General features: G+C 40.5%; 14 protein-coding genes. 9 read left to right on the top strand and 5 right to left on the bottom strand.

Annotation, left to right across the window (positions count from 1 at the left end):
* Positions 1-142: 142 nt before the first annotated feature.
* The 3 genes from IQ226_RS10180 to IQ226_RS10170 all read left to right on the top strand — a co-directional run bounded on the left by IQ226_RS10180 (position 143) and on the right by IQ226_RS10170 (position 1,328).
* Positions 143-481: a hypothetical protein gene (locus IQ226_RS10180; RefSeq protein WP_039203702.1), complete on the top strand. Its 339-nt coding sequence runs from the start codon at positions 143-145 to the stop codon at positions 479-481.
* A 161-nt stretch (positions 482-642) separates the two neighbouring features.
* Positions 643-912 carry a DUF2281 domain-containing protein gene (locus IQ226_RS10175; RefSeq protein ID WP_028084968.1) on the top strand — a complete coding sequence of 90 codons (270 nt, stop codon included), beginning with the start codon at positions 643-645 and terminating at the stop codon, positions 910-912.
* Positions 909-1,328 carry a type II toxin-antitoxin system VapC family toxin gene (locus IQ226_RS10170; RefSeq protein ID WP_015081509.1) on the top strand — a complete coding sequence of 140 codons (420 nt, stop codon included), beginning with the start codon at positions 909-911 and terminating at the stop codon, positions 1,326-1,328. The genes IQ226_RS10175 and IQ226_RS10170 overlap by 4 nt, the downstream gene beginning before the upstream one ends.
* A gap of 162 nt (positions 1,329-1,490) precedes the next feature.
* Here the strand turns inward: IQ226_RS10170 and petL are convergent, their stop codons facing one another.
* Complete coding sequence (petL, locus tag IQ226_RS10165; protein WP_035081422.1) at positions 1,491-1,583, bottom strand: cytochrome b6-f complex subunit PetL; 93 nt, start codon at positions 1,581-1,583, stop codon at positions 1,491-1,493.
* 130 nt (positions 1,584-1,713) lie between these two features.
* Between petL and aroB the strand changes: the two genes are divergently transcribed.
* Positions 1,714-2,799: a 3-dehydroquinate synthase gene (gene aroB / locus IQ226_RS10160; RefSeq protein WP_193895059.1), complete on the top strand. Its 1,086-nt coding sequence runs from the start codon at positions 1,714-1,716 to the stop codon at positions 2,797-2,799.
* Positions 2,800-2,893: 94 nt separating this feature from the next.
* Here aroB and IQ226_RS10155 read toward each other — a convergent pair whose 3' ends face one another.
* Positions 2,894-3,259: a hypothetical protein gene (locus tag IQ226_RS10155; protein ID WP_193895057.1), complete on the bottom strand. Its 366-nt coding sequence runs from the start codon at positions 3,257-3,259 to the stop codon at positions 2,894-2,896.
* 274 nt (positions 3,260-3,533) lie between these two features.
* Between IQ226_RS10155 and glsA the strand changes: the two genes are divergently transcribed.
* Positions 3,534-4,469, top strand: a complete 936-nt coding sequence (glsA, locus tag IQ226_RS10150) for a glutaminase A (RefSeq protein WP_193895055.1) — start codon at positions 3,534-3,536, stop codon at positions 4,467-4,469.
* Here the strand turns inward: glsA and IQ226_RS10145 are convergent, their stop codons facing one another.
* Complete coding sequence (locus tag IQ226_RS10145; protein ID WP_228039355.1) at positions 4,470-5,816, bottom strand: hypothetical protein; 1,347 nt, start codon at positions 5,814-5,816, stop codon at positions 4,470-4,472.
* A gap of 530 nt (positions 5,817-6,346) precedes the next feature.
* On the opposite strand from IQ226_RS10145, the gene psaA reads away from it, so the two are divergent.
* Positions 6,347-8,605, top strand: coding sequence for a photosystem I core protein PsaA (psaA, locus tag IQ226_RS10140; protein WP_096671000.1), 2,259 nt, complete (start codon positions 6,347-6,349; stop codon positions 8,603-8,605).
* 120 nt (positions 8,606-8,725) lie between these two features.
* Positions 8,726-10,957, top strand: coding sequence for a photosystem I core protein PsaB (psaB, locus tag IQ226_RS10135; protein ID WP_193895053.1), 2,232 nt, complete (start codon positions 8,726-8,728; stop codon positions 10,955-10,957).
* Positions 10,958-11,104: 147 nt separating this feature from the next.
* Here the strand turns inward: psaB and polA are convergent, their stop codons facing one another.
* Both polA and IQ226_RS10125 read right to left on the bottom strand, forming a co-directional pair.
* Positions 11,105-14,008 carry a DNA polymerase I gene (polA, locus tag IQ226_RS10130; protein WP_193895052.1) on the bottom strand — a complete coding sequence of 968 codons (2,904 nt, stop codon included), beginning with the start codon at positions 14,006-14,008 and terminating at the stop codon, positions 11,105-11,107.
* A gap of 200 nt (positions 14,009-14,208) precedes the next feature.
* Positions 14,209-14,892, bottom strand: a complete 684-nt coding sequence (locus IQ226_RS10125) for a L,D-transpeptidase (RefSeq protein WP_193895051.1) — start codon at positions 14,890-14,892, stop codon at positions 14,209-14,211.
* Between the two features lie 311 nt (positions 14,893-15,203).
* Between IQ226_RS10125 and IQ226_RS10120 the strand changes: the two genes are divergently transcribed.
* Positions 15,204-15,860 carry a sigma-70 family RNA polymerase sigma factor gene (locus IQ226_RS10120; RefSeq protein WP_193895050.1) on the top strand — a complete coding sequence of 219 codons (657 nt, stop codon included), beginning with the start codon at positions 15,204-15,206 and terminating at the stop codon, positions 15,858-15,860.
* A 116-nt stretch (positions 15,861-15,976) separates the two neighbouring features.
* On the top strand, positions 15,977-16,438 hold the full coding sequence (locus tag IQ226_RS10115; RefSeq protein ID WP_193895049.1) for an anti-sigma factor: 462 nt from the start codon (positions 15,977-15,979) through the stop codon (positions 16,436-16,438).
* The last annotated feature ends 44 nt before the right edge of the window (positions 16,439-16,482 follow it).

Below are 16,482 nucleotides of genomic sequence, written 5' to 3'. Positions count from 1 at the left end.
CAATCGAGAACCGCTATAATATTTATATATATTTCCCCTGAACAATCTAACAGCTTACTATCACGGCAAATTTTGTCATAATATAAAGATAGGATTCCCATGACTAATTACGCTTTATCAACATTATGAGGAATAAATAATTATGTCTCAATCCGATTTAATCAATAAACCAGAATTAAGTAACACTACCGAAGAAAATCATCTCATAGAAATTTTACGAGAAATTCAAGCAACACCTAAAGAATACTGGCCAAATCTCCTACAAATAATGCGAGTATTTCGAGAAAGTGTTACTTTTAAACCTGAGATTTTTAACCATTCTCAGCTAGAAATAGACGCACAACAACAAATTTTAAATCAACAACATCAAGCACTCAAAGAATTAACCGAAGAGTGGTTAGAAGAAGGAGAACAAGAAGAACAAACGGAAACTTGGGAATATTTGCGGCAAAAACAAGAAATTGATGATAATCCTTTTTAAGATTAAGCTGAATTTATATGAATAAATTGATTTTCCTCTACAGATTGGATAAATCAATAATTTGCAATATTAGGAATTGATATCAACAATGGAGGAGAAAATAAAAATTAATGCTAATGTCATTTATAATAGAATTATAGCCTAGTAGTAGAGGTGAAACTATGACCATTGAACAAGCGGTTTTAGAAAACCTGCGAGAGTTACCAACCGATAAACAACAGGAGGTTTTAGATTTTATTCAATTTCTCAAACATAAACTGTCACAAATAAAAGAACAAGTACAGGAAAAACCTTTACAGAATAAAGGAGATAGCTTTTGGGAAGGGGTTTTAAGGTTTCGAGAAACAATTGAAAGAGAAGGAATTGAATTTACAGATGAAGATTTTGCTAATTTAAGAGATCGTAGTCCAGGACGCGAGATTGATTTATGACAGTTCGCTTTTTACTAGACTCTAATATTATCTCAGAACCGAGTCGGCCAATTCCCAATACTCAGGTTTTAGATCAATTAAATCGCTATCGTTCAGAAGTAGCAGTAGCAAGTCTTGTTGTTCATGAAATCCTTTATGGCTGTTGGCGTTTACCAGCATCTAAACGCAAGGATTCTTTATGGAAATACATTCAAGATTCTGTGTTAGATTTGCCCGTGTTTGATTATGATCTCAAAGCTGCAAAATGGCACGCACAGGAAAGGGCTAGATTATCAAAAATTGGTAAAACACCTGCTTTTATTGATGGACAAATTGCCAGTATTGCCTTCTGCAATGACTTGATTTTAGTAACAAATAATGTGGCAGATTTTCAGGATTTTGAGGATCTGATAATTGAGAATTGGTTTATTAAATGAGTGACTAACTGTAGAAAAAGTTGCTCGGATACTTGAGTCAGAGATTGAAGTGGTGAAAACTTGCAATCAAACAGCAAAGTAGTAAATAGACATTTGATAATCTGATTGAAACCAATACCTAAACCCACATAAAGTGGGTTTAATTAGCGTCTAATTGTAGAATTAGAGGATCTTAGCTCCGCGTAGACCAAATAACAAGCCTACAGCTACACCCATAAACACGCCTAGAAAAACAATATATTCAACTACAGCCATTTGTTTTGCTCCAGATTAGTTACTTATTTCTATTCAATCATCAATAATTATTAAAGGGAACAGGGAATAGAAAAGAGGTTGTCAACTTGGGGTAAAATACCCAGACGAGTGATTATATTAAGGTTGGGGAATGACTTCTGTAATTAAAGTAGATATACCAGAAAAATCTTATGATATTACCATTGCACCTGGGAGTTTAGATCAACTAGGTGAACAAATGGCGAGTTTGAAACTAGGTAAGAAAGTATTGCTAGTTTCCAACCCGATGATATTTAAATATTATGGCGAAAGAGCGATCGCATCCTTGCAAAAAGCCGGTTTTCAAGTCGTCAGCTACAACCTACCCCCCGGAGAACGCTACAAAACTCTCAACTCCATTCAAAAACTCTACGACATCGCCCTGGAAAATCGCCTAGAACGCTCCTCAACAATGGTGGCATTAGGAGGAGGTGTTATTGGTGATATGACAGGCTTTGCTGCCGCTACATGGCTTAGAGGCATTAACGTAGTCCAAGTTCCCACCAGTCTCCTCGCAATGGTAGATTCGGCTATCGGTGGGAAAACTGGCGTAAATCATCCACACGGCAAAAACTTGATTGGTGCATTTCATCAACCCAGTTTAGTTTTAATTGACCCAGAAGTCTTAAAAACCCTTCCAGCACGGGAATTTCGAGCAGGAATGGCAGAGGTGATCAAATACGGGATCATTTGGGACACCGAACTGTTTACTCAACTAACAGCAAGCAAACACCTTGACCAACTCCGCTATGTGAAATCCGACCTGATAAACAGCATATTAACTCATTCCTGTCAAGCAAAGGCAGATGTTGTCAGCAAAGATGAAAAAGAATCTGGAATCAGAGCAATTTTAAATTATGGTCATACTATCGGTCATGCAGTAGAAAGCCTCACCGAATACCGTTTATTCAAACATGGTGAAGCTGTCGGTATTGGTATGGTAGCAGCCGGAGACATTGCTGTAAAATTAGGACTTTGGACACAAGCAGACACAGAACGTCAAAACGCCTTAATCAAAAAAGCAGGTTTACCCACCCAAATACCCGCAGATTTAGACATTGAAGCTCTTATTGATGCTTTGCAATTAGACAAAAAAGTTAAATCTGGCAAAGTCCGCTTTGTCCTACCAACTCAAATTGGTGCAGTCAAAATTACCGACGAAGTACCAACAGAAATCATCAGAGAAGTATTAAAGTAGGGGCGGGGTCTCCCCGCCCTTTTCAAGCGGGGTCTCCCCGCCCTTTTCAAGCGGGGTCTCCCCGCCCTTTTTAACTTTTTAACACCACATCGTGCTAAACTGGCAAAGGTGCTGAACCATTCAATTGCCGAGCAGCATTGATGCAAACTGGACAATCACAGCCAAATAGCTTGATAGCTAAATCGCTTTCAGCATCAGAAAATTCTAGTTCTTTAGGATTATTTGTATCCGCTTGTGCCACTTGCATAGGTTCTTTAGCAACGCTCAAAGGAGTATTACTCACCTGTATACATACCTTGTTCGGAGTTGCTGAATGGGGAGACATGACACAAGATTCATGAGTACCAGCAGTGTCAACTGTTTGACTAGCATGAGCAGGTCTAGCCATCATCACCATAGATAACATGGATGTAAACAACACGGGGCTAGAAATCAAAGTTAAAATAAATCTTTTGTTCATGTACTGTTAAAAACCTTGTTATTAGGGAAATAAACCAACTTATCTTTTCCGACAACTTGGTTGTTAATCAGTCTATCTTATCGAAGAAGAGGGAACAGGGAACAGGGAAGAGTTTGATGGCTTATTTTCTAACTTCACTTCAAATTGAGATGCGTACTAGCTTACTAATACTACGTAAATTTTCGATTTTGTATTTAAAATCGGTTACATAAAATTAGAGTAAATACTCATTAAGATATAATCCAGATTATCTTCTGATTTGAGGTTTAGGCTTGTGCTAGGAATAAAAAGCATTAATATACATAATTTATCTATTTGGGTAGAACAAGCCAAAACCCAAGCAGCAAAAGGAAAAGTCATTGAACGCATTCCCAAATTAGCTACGGCTAATCCTAACTCATTCGCTGTTTATATAAGTTGTGAATCAGGAGAAAACTATAGTTTAGGAGATACCGATTCTGTATTTCCATTCATGAGTGTCATTAAACCATTTTCTCTACTATACCTACTGGAATATTACGGAGAAAAACAGGTTTTGCAATGGGTTGGGGTTAAACCCTCGGACGCACCCTTTAATTCTTTACTGCAATTAAAAGAAGATCATGGATATCCTCGCAACCCTATGATTAATAGTGGTGCTATTACTCTTGCTGATAAGTTACCAGGAAAAGATGGACATGAATGTACAAAATTATTTTGTCAATGGTTAAATGAATTAGCAGGTACTCAATTATATATAGACACAGATATTCTAGCTTCAGTTCGTGCTAGTCACTCTCAAATAAATATAGATATTGCCAACTATCTCTACGAATCTGGAAATTTAAATAATATTGAATTATCTCTAAACGTTTATGAACAAATATGCTGTATCTCTGGACGGGTAGAGGATTTAGCGAACCTGGGAAAAGTGTTAGCCTGTAAAAGCGAAGTTATAAATAATAAACACCGTCAAATTGTGAATACGGTGATGTTAACTTGTGGTTTATATGAAGCTTCCGCAGAATACGCTGTCAAAATTGGCTTACCGATAAAATCGGGTATTGGTGGTGGAATTGTTGCCATCATACCAAATCAGGGAGTGATGCCTTCGGCAAGTGGGGCGATCGCCAGCTACAGTCCTGCTCTAGATATTACAGGTAATCCTGTAGCTGGTTTAGCACTCATGGAAACTTTATCTCAAAATTTACAACTGAGTATTTTTGGTTAATTACTCCTGAATTTGAGATTGCTTAGACGAACCTGTATCTGGTTTATCCAGATTTAATTCTTTTATTTCTGTGACTTTGGTTTCTGGAATTGGTGTAACTTCAGGAATTGGTTGTTTTTCGACTTTGGTTTCTGGAATTGGTGTAACTTCAGGAATTGGTTGTTTTTCGACTTTAGTTTCTGGTGTTGGTGTAACTTCAGGAATTAGTTGTTTTTCGACTTTAGTTTCTGGTGTTGGTGTAACTTCAGGAATTGGTTGTTTTTCGACTTTGGTTTCTGGTGTTGGTGTAACTTCAGGAAGTTTAACTTCAGGAATTGGTTGTTTTTCGACTTTGGTTTCTGGTATTGGTGCAGGGGTGGGTTCAGTAACTGGAATCCTAGCTGTATAAGTTGGGTCTACAATTCCCCGAACTTCATCTGCTGTCAATTCCCCTCTGACAATTTTAGAAAGAGTATCTTGACCATTGGGTTGGTAATTAATTAGTCTGATTGTGGTATTAAAGGCATTTTTCACAGGTTGTCCTTCATTATCAAGGAATTCCAGTTTCACCCAGGTTTTACCAGGTTTAAAGCCTTTAAGATAAATAGTTTGCCAACGATCAAGAATAAAGCTTTCACCATTAACCGTACTACGAATACGCCAATTGCTCATTGTATCGTCAGGATTAGTCTCAGCAACACTGTGCAACGGTGCGTTAGTCAAGTAGAAATCCAGCATAATTGGTTCTGCCCCATAACCACCAGTAGGACGACTATAAGTCAGTAGAGGTAATTTAGAATCTGGGTTGTTTTCCTCAGTTTTCGTCAAAACGTGAAATGTGGTTTGAGCATAAGCGCCTTCATTTTTAAAACTTTCATGCCACGGACGAGAAGCAAAAACGCGAAGAGTATGCGTACCTGGAGATAAGTCTGACAATACCACCGGCTGATTTAAGTCATAAACAGCTATATAAGGTTGATTGTCCAAAATTAGGTGCAAATGGGGTCCAAGTTGCCATTGAGGGTCTTTAAATATCGGTAAGTCCTTAACCTGCAACCGGACTTTAACTATATTGTCTGGAAGAATTTCATCTACTTGGGGACTAAGGATGCTGACTTGAGGTTGATAACCTTCTAGACTGGGACGCAATGCTTGGATCACATCAGGTGGTGCGGTTTCTGAAAAAGTCCCAGAAATTTCTGAGGCTGGGAGCGTTTTCATGAAAGGATTGGTAGATACTTCCTGGCTGTTTGCTGCTTCAACACAACTACTTAAGTTTAAAACTAGCACTAATGTAGTAAACCATTTAATAATTGGGAATCTCTTGGAGAAAAGTTGCTCAAAAAATTTTTTGCACCCAGTGTTCATGTTTTTATTCCGTAATAGTTTTTAACAATTAACGCCATTATTGTGGCGCAAATTATGACTCATGGACTATGGATAAGAGCATAAATCTACTACCAAAGTTATAAATTTACCTACTTTTATCCGCTTAAAATGTCGGATAAGTGATTTTTTTGACTTATTTTCAGAAAATAAATTTGGTTTCAAGCCGATGATTTTAGGTAAAAGTAGCCAAATGGCGGGAGTTCGAGGGGCTTTGCGTATGAATCATAAGGTTTTCAAATTGTTGTTCTTTGTAAATTAAATGAAGAGTCTATTGACTTTTGGACAATGTATAGCAACTTATAAAGCCGATGAGACAATAAATTTGGCTATTTTTAATTATTGTTAACAGGTCTATAACAATGTGCAAGTTCAGACTCTATAATTCAACAGAAACAACTTTTCTTTTCCACACGGCAACCGCATCGCTAGTCCAGAACAATCTGAAAACGGCGACTGTGTTATTCTAGGTGGTATTCATGATTCCCCATTCCTTATAGAGAGGAGGTCGAATGACGATTAGTCCTCCGGAGCGAGAGGAAAAAAAAGCAAGAGTGATTGTTGACAATGACCCGGTTCCTACCTCATTTGAAAAATGGGCAAAGCCAGGGCATTTCGACAGATCCTTAACCAGAGGCCCAAAAACCACAACCTGGATTTGGAACCTCCATGCCCTCGCCCATGATTTTGATACACATACAAGCGATTTAGAAGACATTTCCCGCAAGATATTCGCCGCTCACTTCGGCCATTTGGCTGTAGTAGCAATCTGGTTGAGCGGAATGTTGTTCCACGGTGCTAAGTTCTCTAACTACGAAGCTTGGCTGGCTGACCCATTAGGCATTAAGCCCAGCGCCCAAACAGTTTGGTCTATTGTTGGGCAAGACATTTTAAACGGTGATATGGGCGGCGGTTTCCGCGGCATTCAAATCACCTCTGGCTTGTTCCAAGTATGGCGTGGCTGGGGTATCACTAGCTCCTTCCAGCTATATGTAACTGCAATTGGCGGCTTGGTATTAGCAGGCTTGTTCTTATTTGCTGGCTGGTTCCATTACCACAAACGCGCTCCTAAACTGGAATGGTTTCAGAATGTGGAGTCAATGCTGAATCATCACTTATCAGTATTACTAGGCTGTGGTTCTTTAGGATGGGCTGGTCACTTAATCCACGTTTCTGCACCAATCAACAAATTGTTAGATGCAGGTGTGGCAGCTAAGGACATCCCTTTGCCTCATGAATTGCTGTTTGATACAGCAAAAATGGCAGAACTTTATCCTGGTTTCGCTAGTGGTTTAACACCGTTCTTTACCTTAAATTGGGGAGCTTACGCTGATATCCTCACATTTAAGGGTGGTTTAAACCCAGTTACAGGCGGCTTGTGGATGACTGATATTTCTCATCACCACCTAGCGATCGCTGTACTGTTCATCATTGCTGGTCATATGTACCGTACCAACTGGGGTATCGGTCATAGCATTAAAGATATTCTAGAAGCTCATAAAGGTCCTTTCACTGGCGAAGGTCACAAAGGTCTTTACGAAAACCTCACCACTTCTTGGCACGCTCAGTTGGCTACTAACCTAGCTTTCTTAGGTTCCTTGACAATCATCATCGCCCATCATATGTACGCGATGCCTCCCTATCCTTACTTGGCAACTGATTACGCAACACAATTGTGTATCTTCACTCACCATATTTGGATCGGTGGTTTCTTGATTGTTGGTGGTGCTGCTCACGCAGCCATCTTCATGGTGCGGGATTACGATCCTGTTGTTAACCAAAACAACGTTTTAGATCGCGTGATTCGTCACCGTGACGCTATCATTTCTCACCTCAACTGGGTTTGTATTTTCTTAGGCTTCCACAGCTTTGGTTTGTACATCCACAATGACACCATGCGTGCCTTGGGTCGTCCCCAAGATATGTTCTCCGACAGTGCAATTCAATTACAGCCAGTGTTTGCTCAATGGGTGCAAAACCTGCACACATTAGCTCCCGGCAACACAGCACCTAACGCTCTTCAAGTCGTTAGTCATGCTTTTGGTGGTGGAATTGTGGCTATCGGCGATAAGATCGCGATGATGCCCATCACATTGGGTACAGCAGACTTCATGGTTCACCACATCCACGCTTTCACCATTCACGTTACCGTCCTCATCTTGCTCAAAGGTGTATTGTACGCCCGCAGTTCTCGTCTGATTCCAGACAAAGCTAACTTAGGCTTCCGATTCCCTTGCGATGGTCCAGGTCGTGGCGGTACTTGCCAAGTTTCTGGTTGGGATCACATCTTCCTCGGACTCTTCTGGATGTATAACTCCTTGTCAATTGTAATTTTCCACTTTAGCTGGAAGATGCAGTCTGATGTCTGGGGAACAGTAGATGCAGATGGAACAGTAAATCACATTACTGGTGGCAACTTTGCAGAAAGTGCTATCACCATCAACGGTTGGTTACGTGACTTCTTGTGGGCGCAAGCTACACAAGTAATTAATTCCTACGGAACTGAATTGTCCGCTTACGGACTCATGTTCTTAGGCGCTCACTTCGTTTGGGCGTTCAGCTTAATGTTCCTGTTCAGTGGTCGTGGCTACTGGCAAGAATTAATTGAGTCCATTGTATGGGCGCACAATAAACTGAAAGTAGCCCCAACAATTCAGCCTCGCGCACTGAGCATTACTCAAGGTCGGGCTGTAGGTGTGGCTCACTACCTATTAGGAGGAATTGCCACCACTTGGGCATTCTTCCACGCACACATCCTTTCAGTAGGATAAAAATCAGTAGAATTTTGGGTTTTGGATTCTAAGATTTGAGATTTAATCCAAAATCCAAAATCTAGAATCTAAAATTTTGCTGACAAATAATGGCTAAAGGTCAGAGGACAGATCACACCTATGGCAACAAAATTTCCAAAATTTAGCCAGGATCTCGCACAGGACCCGACTACTCGTCGGATTTGGTATGCGATCGCTACAGGCAACGACTTTGAAAGCCACGATGGCATGACGGAAGAGAATCTTTACCAAAAGATTTTCGCTACGCACTTCGGTCACTTGGCAATCATCTTCCTGTGGGCATCCAGCCTCCTGTTCCACGTAGCCTGGCAAGGTAACTTTGAACAGTGGATTAAAGATCCCCTGCACGTCCGTCCCATTGCCCATGCAATTTGGGACCCTCACTTCGGTGAAGCTGCAATTGACGCTTTCACTCAAGCTGGTGCAAGCAATCCTGTAAACATTGCTTACTCTGGTGTTTATCACTGGTGGTACACCATCGGGATGCGGACAAACAGCGAACTATATACTGGTTCCGTTGGTTTGCTTCTGTTGTCAGCATTGTTATTGTTTGCTGGCTGGTTACATTTACAACCCAAGTTCCGTCCTAGCCTCTCTTGGTTCAAGAGCGCTGAACCCCGTCTAAATCACCACCTGGCTGGTTTGTTCGGTGTTAGCTCCTTAGCTTGGACTGGTCACTTGGTTCACGTTGCTATTCCTGAATCCCGTGGTATTCACGTGGGTTGGGATAACTTCTTAAGTGTAGCTCCCCATCCAGCAGGTTTAACTCCTTTCTTCACAGGTAACTGGGGCGTTTACGCTCAAAACCCTGACACCGCCGGCCATTTGTTTGGTACTTCCACCGGTGCGGGGACTGCGATTCTCACCTTCTTGGGCGGTTTCCACCCCCAAACAGAATCCTTGTGGTTGACTGACATGGCTCACCACCACTTGGCGATCGCAGTTTTGTTCATCATCGCTGGTCATATGTACCGGACTAACTTCGGAATTGGTCACAGCATCAAAGAAATGCTCAACTCCAAATCTGGTTTAGTTCCCGGTAGCAAGAGCGAAGGTCAGTTCAACCTGCCTCACCAAGGTCTTTACGACACCATCAACAACTCCCTGCACTTCCAGTTGTCATTAGCTTTGGCATCTTTGGGAACTATCTGTTCCTTGGTAGCGCAGCATATGTACGCTCTGCCTCCTTATGCGTTTATCGCTAAGGACTACACCACACAGGCAGCACTGTACACCCACCACCAGTACATCGCTGGTTTCTTGATGGTTGGTGCTTTTGCTCACGCAGCAATCTTCTGGGTTCGTGACTACGACCCCGAACAAAACAAAGGTAACGTCCTTGACCGGATGTTACAACACAAAGAAGCGATCATCTCCCACCTTAGCTGGGTATCTCTCTTCTTGGGTTTCCACACCCTAGGTTTATATGTTCACAACGACGTAGTTGTTGCGTTCGGTACTCCTGAAAAACAAATCCTAATTGAGCCAGTATTTGCTCAATTCATCCAAGCAGCCCAAGGTAAAGCTCTGTATGGCTTGAATGTACTGTTATCTAACCCCGACAGTATTGCTTACACCGCTTACCCCAATGCTGGTAACGTTTGGTTGTCCGGCTGGTTAGATGCCATCAACTCCGGCACAAATTCCTTGTTCTTGACCATTGGACCTGGGGATTTCTTGGTTCACCACGCTTTCGCTTTAGCTATCCACACCACCACCTTGGTACTCGTTAAGGGTGCTTTGGATGCTCGTGGTTCTAAACTGATGCCCGATAAAAAGGACTTCGGTTATGCGTTTCCTTGCGACGGTCCAGGCCGTGGCGGTACTTGCGATATCTCCGCATGGGACTCTTTCTACCTGTCCATGTTCTGGATGTTGAACACCATTGGTTGGGTAACCTTCTACTGGCACTGGAAACACCTCGGTATTTGGCAAGGTAACGTTGCTCAGTTTAACGAAAACTCTACCTACCTGATGGGCTGGTTCCGTGACTACCTCTGGGCTAACTCTGCTCAGTTGATTAACGGTTACAACCCCTACGGCATGAATAACTTGTCTGTTTGGGCTTGGATGTTCCTCTTTGGACACCTAATCTGGGCAACTGGTTTCATGTTCCTCATCTCTTGGAGAGGTTACTGGCAAGAGTTAATTGAAACCTTGGTTTGGGCGCATGAACGCACTCCTCTAGCTAACTTGGTTCGTTGGAAGGACAAGCCCGTTGCTCTCTCCATTGTTCAAGCTCGTGTGGTTGGTTTAGCTCACTTCACTGTTGGTTACATCGTCACCTACGCAGCGTTCCTCATTGCTTCCACTGCTGGTAAGTTCGGTTGATAGGATACTAACTACTGGTTGTAGGTAATTAAAAATCCCCCGCCATGAGGTGGGGGATTTTTTGATGCCATTAACCACTATTTACATCCATATAACTACTCCTATGGCTTACGCCACCCTAGGCTATCAGCAAACCCTACAAAGATATTACTTAGTTTCCATCCAATTATCCCCTGCATGAATATCAACAACTAAAGGCACAGATAAAGAAACTGCATTTTCCATCACTGACTTAACTTGTGGTTGCAATTCTTCCCACTCTGGGGGAGGAACTTCAAACACTAATTCATCATGAACTTGCAACAACAACCGCGCTTGATATTTCTTCAGAACCTCATGCAATTGCACCATTGCTATTTTGATAATATCTGCACTAGAACCTTGAATTGGTGCATTAGCAGCAGAACGGAGTAACCCAGCATCATATTGACCTAAATTCTTTAATTTCTGTAAATTAATATCTTCTAACTTACTACCTTTTAACTGCCGTAAACTATTACTAGTAAACTCAAAATAACGTCGTCTACCCAAAATAGTTTCGACATAACCATAGGCGATCGCTTCTTTTTTCACTTTCTCCAAATATGTAAAAACATTGGCATATCTTTCATTAAATCGCTCAATAAATACCTTCGCATCTGTCGGATTTATTCCCGTTTCTCTAGCGAATTTTTGCACTCCCATCCCATAAATTACTCCGAAATTAATCGTCTTCGCAAAACGCCGTTCATCTGAAGAAATATCTTCTTTCTCAAAGACTAATTTCGCCGTCACGGTATGAATATCTTCATTTTGCTGGTAAGCTTGAATTAACACAGGTTCTTGACTCAAATGCGCCAAAATCCTTAACTCAATTTGTGAGTAATCAGCAGCTACCATTAACCAACCTGATTCCGGTAAAAAAGCTTTTCTAATTTGGCGGCTAAAAGCAGTGCGAATCGGGATATTTTGTAAATTGGGATGAGAAGAAGATAACCTACCTGTAGAAGTTGCAGTTTGGTTAAAATCAGTATGTAATCTTTGACTTTTGGGATGTACCAAAGCTGGTAAAGCATCTACATAGGTAGATTTTAATTTTGATAAAGTCCGATTTTCGATAATTGCTTCTACAAAACCAGTATGATCAACTTCTTGAAGTTTTTCTAAAGTTGCTGCGTCTGTAGAATAACCAGTTTGAATTTTGCGGGAATATTTGGTACTTAAGCCTAATTTCTCAAAAAGAATATGACTCAATTGTTTAGGAGAACCTAAGTTAAATTTTTCTCCAGCAATTTCGGTAGCTATTATTTCTAACTTGGCTAATTCTGTTTCTAATTGCTGTGAAAGTTCTTTTAGATAATCTGAATTAATCCGAACTCCTGTATATTCAACTTCCGCCAAGACTGCTTCTAAGGGTTGTTCAACTTCATTTAATAGTTTATATAAAGTTGGAGTTTCTACTAACTTTTCCTGTAATTTCGGGACTAATGCAAATGTAGAATAAACATCCATTCCGCAATAATCAGCAACCGCAGCAATACTAATATCAGCGATAGTCTTTCCTTTAGGAACTAAATCTCCATAGCTTTTCGCACTCAATCCCAAATATCGCAAAGATAAATCACTTAAATTATGACTACTATCGGGATTAATCAAATAACTAGCTAACATCGTATCAAATACCACTCCAGCTAAATTAATTCCTTGACACCGCAGAATTAGGCGATCAAATTTAGCATTTTGTAAAGCTTTGGGATAATCAGCACTTTCCAAAATCGGACGCAGTGCTTCTAATACTAAATCTCGACTTAAATTATCGCCGATTTTATGACCAATGGGAATATAAGCAAGTTCATCTGATTCTGTTCCCCAACAGCAACCAATTCCCACCAAATCCGCATCTCGTGGTTCTAAAGCAGTAGTTTCTGTATCCCAAGCAACGGGGTTCTCTGGATTTGTGAGTTTTCTTAAAAGTTTTACCAATTCTGTTAATTTAGCTTCTGTATTAATAATGCGTGGTTGAATTGGTGAAGCATTTTGTTTTATTTCTTGTGCTGTATCATCTGCACTAAAAAACCATAAATCATCATCTGTTTCTGCTGTGATTTCCCCTACCTTATTTTCTACAACTTCTCCGCCAAATTTTTGTTGTATTTCATTAATTGTCTCTAAAAATCTTTTAAACTCTAATTTCTCTAAAATCGGAATCAGCAAGTTATTATCAAAACCTGTTAATTGACAATCTTCTAAGTCAACTTCTAGAGGAACATCACAAACTATCTTAGCTAAATAACGAGATTTTTCTGCGTCTTCTTTACCAGTAATTAGTTTTTTCCGAGTTGCACCTTTAATATCATCTATAGCTGCATAAATTTCTGCCAAAGAATTATAAGTATTTAATAATTGAACTGCTGTTTTTTCCCCAATTCCTTTAACTCCGGGAATATTATCTGATTTGTCACCACATAAGGCCTTAAAATCAACAATTTGTTTAGGTAATACTCCTAATTTCTCTTTTACTTCTTCGGCTCTAAATTCAGCAATACTATTTGTAGAACGTTTTAATGCTTCCGGAGAGAAGTTTAAAACTGTAATTTCTTTATCAGCATCAATTAGTTGAAATAAATCCCTATCCCCGGAAAGTATTTTAACTCGATACCCAGAAGCTGCGGCTTTTTGTGCTAATGTTCCCAGTACGTCATCTGCTTCATAACCAGGTGCAGTGACTATGGGTAAATTCAAGCTTTGTAATAACTCATAGAGGTTTTCTAAGTCGGGAATAAAGTCTTCTGGAGTTTCCGCACGTCCAGCCTTGTAAGTATCATCAGCTTCATGACGGAAAGTAGGTAAAGCCAAATCAAAAGCTACAGCTATAGCTTGCGGCTGTTGTGTGGCTATTACCTCTAGCAAACATTTAATAAAACCGAAACAAACACTAGTGGGGATACCAGCTTTTGTGCGAAGTCCTCCGTCTCTACCTTTAGCAAAAGCAAAGTAGGAACGAAAAGCTAGAGAATGTCCATCTACAAGGATGAATATGGGTTTGTTGATAACGGAAGAATTAAAAGTCAACTGCTTAACCAAATTAGAAACTTATTACATTCTAATTTTTTTTCTCCAGATTTAATATGCAACATAGTAAGTAGTCTATCAACCCGAAAATGACAGGTGATTTTAGTATTTATACTTATTGACAGAATTGCTTCTATCTTGACTTGTGACCAATGATGCTAACCTATTTAGAGGAGATATTTATTTTTGCCTTTTACCTGTTAATTCTGAACTGTTACTGATGTACCTATACTCACTTGGCTATACAACATTCGCACATCAGAATTACGCATTCTCAGACAGCCGTGAGAAACGGCTGCCCCTACCAGGTCAACATTCGGCGTACCATGAAAGCCAATTTCATTACGGCCATCTGACCAGAAACCAATCCATCTATCTCCCAAAGGACTATCAGTACCGCCCTCAAAAACAGCCCCTGTAATAGGGTGTCGCCAGATGGGATCGTGTTCTTTGTGGATAACTTTAAAATTGCCAGTTGGTGTTTCCCAACCCTTTTTACCGATAGCGATTGGGTAACTAGCTATTACTTCATCATATCGAGAAACATAAACACGGCGATCGCTCAAATCTACTACGACTCGAGTTGTATTTGATACTGGTGTTGATCCCTGAGAATTATTGACTAGATCTGTAACTTGCTCCTGGCTTGACTTTTGTGTTTTCCAAACAGCAGTTTTTTGGGGAGAGTTAGGCACAGAAGCCGCAATTGCACTGTTGCCAATTTCCACTGATGAACCCTGTGGATAAACATCTGTGGATGCAAACTGATTTAATTGTCCTGTTGTTCTCATAGTGTGCCAATGGACAGCCAGAGATAAAATTGCCGTACCAAAACACAGAAACATGACCATACTCACTACAGATTCATTTCTTGCCATTGCCATCGCCTATTATTTATCCCTGACATATTTGGCTAAAGGTGAGTGAGCGCGGGAATTTTACCCATTACCCATTACCACTCAAGCATTTAGTGGACAGTTCTCAATCTGATCACCACTCCTAACTCTAACAAAAAGTTAATTCATAGTCTTCTTTAGCTGATTCTTTCGTACTTACTTGACGATAGAATAAAATGCTGAAAACTCCTTTCTATATATATTTCCGTGTTTCGATTATAAATCCGTCACCTTACCGAGGAACTTTTGATCTATGATCCAGTCTAATAGACAGGAGTGATTTAACGCCAGTCTGATCCATGAGTCAATCCATTAGTGTATCTTGGTCAACAGTTGATGCCACCTATCCAACAGCATCGGTGCAAGTTGACAAACTCTCGAACCACGATCTCATTTTGCGCTGTCAAGTCGGATTGCGTCCAGAACGCGCTGCCTTTTCAGAACTGTTACGTCGCTACCAGACTCAAGTTGATCGAGTTTTATATCATTTAGCCCCCGATTGGTATGATAGAGCCGATTTAGCCCAGGAAGTTTGGATTCGTGTCTATAGGAATATTAACCGACTACAAGAACCTGCCAAGTTCCGAGGTTGGTTAAGTCGCATTGCCACAAATTTGTTTTATGATGAATTACGTAAACGCAAACGGGTCGCTAGTCCCCTATCATTAGATGCTCCCCGCACCTTAGATGATGGAGAAATGGATTGGGAAATTGCTGGTGATGTCCCAAGTCCAGATGAGCAACTAACTACTAGAGAATTTTATGAACAGTTGCGAGAAGCGATCGCCGACTTACCAGAAGTTTTTCGGACTACAATTGTTTTGAGAGAAATTGAAGGCATGGCCTATGAAGAAATTGCCGAAATTACCGGAGTTTCCCTGGGAACGGTGAAATCTAGAATAGCCAGAGCCAGATCAAGATTACAAACTCAGTTACAAAGCTATCTAGATACATAATCTACACCATGTTTCCTCAATTCTATGGCAGATTTTAAGAAATATTAAGGACTGTCAACGAAAATATATATTTTCTGCCATTGAGAAGCCAAAATGAATCAACGGGTACTATAAATATGGAGAAGCGCGATTGTTTCGAGTTATTAAGTGCTTACCTGGACGGCGAAGTTACAGCTACTGAACGTAGGCAAGTTGAAGAGTGGTTATTAACTGATGCTTCAATCAAATGCCTGTACAAAAGACTATTAAATCTTAGAAAAGGCTTGCATAGCATCCCTGTTCCCGCCAATTCTCAGTCATCAGAAGCAACGATTAACCAAGTTTTCGCCCGTGTTAATCGCCGTTACCGTTTGAACTGGATGTTAGGTAGTGCCGCCGCAGTAGCTTGTATTTTGGCAGCAATATCTGGCTTATTACCCAGTAATTCCAGAATGCTAGAAATGGCCACAACACAACCCACAGAATTAACACCAACAGCCTCAGATTCGCCCTTAATGGTGGCTGTAAATAACCCAGTGATTGAAATTCCCAAAACAGCAGTAGCACCTAGCGAGAAGCCAGTTAACAACCTCAATTAATTACCTGGCGGGTAGACTTTTTGTAATATCATAAAACACACCCA

The sequence above is a fragment of the Dolichospermum sp. LEGE 00240 genome (assembly GCF_015207875.1).
Taxonomy (GTDB): domain Bacteria; phylum Cyanobacteriota; class Cyanobacteriia; order Cyanobacteriales; family Nostocaceae; genus Dolichospermum; species Dolichospermum gracile.
The sequence above is the reverse complement of the archived record's forward strand: the minus strand, read 5'-3'. Positions and strand labels throughout refer to the sequence as shown.

Excerpts from the sequence above, each read along its gene's own strand:
- IQ226_RS10180 (WP_039203702.1), top strand. The coding sequence starts at position 143 with ATGTCTCAATCCGATTTAATCAATAAACCAGAATTAAGTAACACTACC.
- IQ226_RS10175 (WP_028084968.1), top strand. The coding sequence starts at position 643 with ATGACCATTGAACAAGCGGTTTTAGAAAACCTGCGAGAGTTACCAACC.
- IQ226_RS10170 (WP_015081509.1), top strand. The coding sequence starts at position 909 with ATGACAGTTCGCTTTTTACTAGACTCTAATATTATCTCAGAACCGAGT.
- petL (WP_035081422.1), bottom strand. The coding sequence starts at position 1,583 with ATGGCTGTAGTTGAATATATTGTTTTTCTAGGCGTGTTTATGGGTGTA.
- aroB (WP_193895059.1), top strand. The coding sequence starts at position 1,714 with ATGACTTCTGTAATTAAAGTAGATATACCAGAAAAATCTTATGATATT.
- IQ226_RS10155 (WP_193895057.1), bottom strand. The coding sequence starts at position 3,259 with ATGAACAAAAGATTTATTTTAACTTTGATTTCTAGCCCCGTGTTGTTT.
- IQ226_RS10145 (WP_228039355.1), bottom strand. The coding sequence starts at position 5,816 with ATGAACACTGGGTGCAAAAAATTTTTTGAGCAACTTTTCTCCAAGAGA.
- psaA (WP_096671000.1), top strand. The coding sequence starts at position 6,347 with ATGACGATTAGTCCTCCGGAGCGAGAGGAAAAAAAAGCAAGAGTGATT.
- psaB (WP_193895053.1), top strand. The coding sequence starts at position 8,726 with ATGGCAACAAAATTTCCAAAATTTAGCCAGGATCTCGCACAGGACCCG.
- IQ226_RS10125 (WP_193895051.1), bottom strand. The coding sequence starts at position 14,892 with ATGGCAATGGCAAGAAATGAATCTGTAGTGAGTATGGTCATGTTTCTG.
- IQ226_RS10120 (WP_193895050.1), top strand. The coding sequence starts at position 15,204 with ATGAGTCAATCCATTAGTGTATCTTGGTCAACAGTTGATGCCACCTAT.
- IQ226_RS10115 (WP_193895049.1), top strand. The coding sequence starts at position 15,977 with ATGGAGAAGCGCGATTGTTTCGAGTTATTAAGTGCTTACCTGGACGGC.